The following is a 2,915-nucleotide window of genomic DNA, read 5'->3' on the forward strand; positions in this document are numbered from 1 at the left end:
GCCCGCTTTTACTTGCGACAATATATCATCTGTTACATATCCGATTATTGCACCCTCGGGAATTACATTTGTCATTGAATCGCCATAGGTTTTAACGAACTCAAGGTCTTTTCTTCCTTTATACTTGCCGACAAACTCGTCGGGCAGTTGTATTTTATCCGCTGTGGCGTAGTATGTTGAATCCGCCGACATTCCTGCGGCTGCAAAGTCGGGGCAAAGTACATAGTTGTTGAGAGGTTTTTGCTCTCTTTCCGAATATACACTTGTCAAGCCTAACAGATAATTCATATCTATATTGAAAGCTTTCGAGTATAAGATGATATTTGATAAAGACGGTTCGTGAGTTCCTTTCTCCCAATTAAATACCATTGATTTGCTTATGCCCGTTTCTGAAACGCTCCCGAGTTTATTTCCCATTTCTTCAAGAGTTAATCCGTGTTCAGTTCTTATCATTTTCAGTTTTTCAGAAATTTTCATTTTCTCATCTCCTTTTTTATATAACCCGTTTCAGATTAATAACTTGTCTATATATCATTATACCCCTTTTAAAAGAAAAAATCATCACTTTTTTATATGAAATTGTCTTTTTTTATATTTTTTTATAAAAAAACGCACAAAAAGTATTGACAATAGAATTAAGATGTGTTAAGATATAGTTGTTCGGGAAACCGAATCTGAACTTTAACAATTAAAAAGAGAGGTGATTTTTTGGAAAAACCATACAATAAGCTTAAAGGTGCTTTAGTGGCTAAAGGGGTAAAGGTCAAGGACGTGGCTGTTTTGCTTGACGTTACACCTGCAACAGTATCTAATAAGCTAAACAGAAAAAATGGAGCGGATTTTAAAATGGAAGAAGCTTATAAGATTTGTAATAAGTGGAACTTAAATCCGAATACTATTTTTTTTGACGATTAAGTTCTATGTGTAGAACAGGGCGATGGAGTAACGTTTCGTGACCCCATCGAGAAATGGCTTAATATGCACGAGAGCAAAGAGGGAGTCGCGTTTAACGACACCCTTTGCATAAAGAGAGTTGAAATTTAAAGGCACGAGTATGGAGTCGCGTTTCACGACCCCATAGCAAAATTAAAAGAGGAGGCAATAGTATGGATGACGATATTAGACTTGTTGAGATTGATTCACCGATTGGGATTTCGGTTGCTGAAGCTTGCAAGTATTTAACAAAGGAAACAAAAAACGGAAGAATTGAGAAGATGACACCTGCAATGTTACAAGCGGGATTGAAACAAGGCGTATTTCCATTCGGAGCGGGATACAAGGGAACGGGCGATGTATATTACTTTTACATCCACAGAAAGTTGTTTTTCGAGTTTTTGAAAGGCAATTTACCGTTCGGAGCATACGGCAGAGCGGTTTTCGGGAAATAGTTTTGAGAATTGCTAGAGTGATAACATTAGTTGTCATACGGGAATAGGAGAAACTTTTATTTAAGAAAATTCATAAAGACGAAGTTGAGAACGAGAAAAAGCAAAGAGAAAAAAAGAAAAAGAGAAGAAAAATTGAATGCAGAAGAAAGCAAAAAAATGAACAGGATAATTGAGAGAGAAAAGGATTGTTATTGCGAAACTTGCGATAAGTATTTTCATCATCTAGGAATTGCAAGGCATAGAGCAATGCACAGAGATAGAAAAGAGAATTGCGTTATAAGTTATAGCGATTACAGTACCGTTCTTCATAAATTTAAAAAAGGGGCGGAAGATGAAAAATAAGAGATTCAAGGTCAGTTTATATTTCGTTAGAAGTATAGAAGATGTAGAAGAATTTACGGTAGAAGCGAAAGACGAAAAATCGGCGTTTGAAAAGACGAAGAAATTAAGTTCTTTATGCGGCGATTCAGACTATACGCTTAATGATTACGAGATAAGAGAAACCGCAGAGAGCGACGATGTAGGTATTTGGGCGTACGAGCCTAAAGAAAGTTAGAGGTAGTGTAACTGTTAAAAGTAACTTATAAAAATTATAAAGATGAAAAAAGTAATAAAGTCAATAAAAGTAAGATTAAATCCAAACAATAGACAATCCACTAAGTTGTTGCAATATGCAGGATGTGCAAGATTTGCCTATAATTGGGCTATTGCAAGAGAACAAGAGAATTATAAGCAAGGAAACAAATTTTTATCAGATAGTGAATTACGAAAAGAATTTACACAGTTAAAGAAACTACAAAAATATAAATGGCTGAATGAAACAAGTAACAATGTAACAAAACAAGCTATTAAAGACGCATGTAATGCTTATAAGAGTTTTTTTAAAGGACAATGCAAGTATCCTAAATTTAAGAGTAAGAAACGCTCTACTCCATCTTTTTATCAAGATAATCTTAAAATACGATTTACAGATACTCATGTGAAAGTCGAAAAATTTTCAATGAGTCAAAAACAGAATAAACAAAAATTAAATTGGATTAAACTTTGTGAAAAGGGAAGAATACCAACTAACTGTAAATACATGAATCCACGTTTTACTTATGACGGACTATATTGGTATGTATCAGTTGGGATTGAAGTTGATGACAATACTGAACTTCCATTAAATGAGGGTATTGGGATTGATTTAGGCATCAAGGATTTAGCAATTTGTTCTGACGGGAATATTTATAAAAACATAAATAAAACACAAAGAGTAAAGAAATTAGAAAAAAGAAAACGCAGGTTACAGCGTTCCATATCAAGAAAGTATGAGAAAAACAAGAAGGGAGGAAGTTACTGCAAAACAAGTAACATTATAAAAAAGGAAATAAAAGTTTTAAAAACAACGAAACGATTAACGGATATTCGTCAGAACTACTTACATCAAACAACATCTGAAATCGTAAAACGAAAACCAAGTTTTATTTGTATTGAAGATTTAAATGTAAGTGGAATGGTGAAAAACAAACATTTATCTAAAGCGAT

The 2,915-nt window shown here is 33.9% G+C and carries 6 protein-coding genes; 5 read left to right on the top strand and 1 reads right to left on the bottom strand.

From position 1 onward, the window contains the following. Window positions 1–477 (bottom strand): helix-turn-helix transcriptional regulator (locus SPI61_RS03140; protein ID WP_321136670.1); only part of this gene is annotated, 477 nt, incomplete at its 3' end. A 267-nt stretch (window positions 478–744) separates the two neighbouring features. On the opposite strand from SPI61_RS03140, the gene SPI61_RS03145 reads away from it, so the two are divergent. The 5 genes from SPI61_RS03145 to SPI61_RS03165 all read left to right on the top strand — a co-directional run. Next, entirely contained in the window at window positions 745–915 is a 171-nt protein-coding gene (locus tag SPI61_RS03145; RefSeq protein ID WP_321136671.1) for a hypothetical protein, read from the top strand. Between the two features lie 191 nt (window positions 916–1,106). Beyond that, entirely contained in the window at window positions 1,107–1,388 is a 282-nt protein-coding gene (locus SPI61_RS03150) for a hypothetical protein (protein ID WP_321136672.1), read from the top strand. Between the two features lie 156 nt (window positions 1,389–1,544). After that, window positions 1,545–1,730: a hypothetical protein gene (locus SPI61_RS03155; RefSeq protein WP_321136673.1), complete on the top strand. Its 186-nt coding sequence runs from the start codon at window positions 1,545–1,547 to the stop codon at window positions 1,728–1,730. Beyond that, on the top strand, window positions 1,720–1,944 hold the full coding sequence (locus SPI61_RS03160; protein WP_321136674.1) for a hypothetical protein: 225 nt from the start codon (window positions 1,720–1,722) through the stop codon (window positions 1,942–1,944). Before SPI61_RS03155 ends, SPI61_RS03160 begins: the two co-directional genes overlap by 11 nt. A 42-nt stretch (window positions 1,945–1,986) precedes the next feature. After that, the coding region (locus SPI61_RS03165) for a transposase (RefSeq protein ID WP_321136675.1) at window positions 1,987–2,915 on the top strand (929 nt) is incomplete at its 3' end.

The sequence above is a fragment of the Ezakiella sp. genome (assembly GCF_034180565.1).
GTDB lineage: Bacteria > Bacillota > Clostridia > Tissierellales > Peptoniphilaceae > Ezakiella.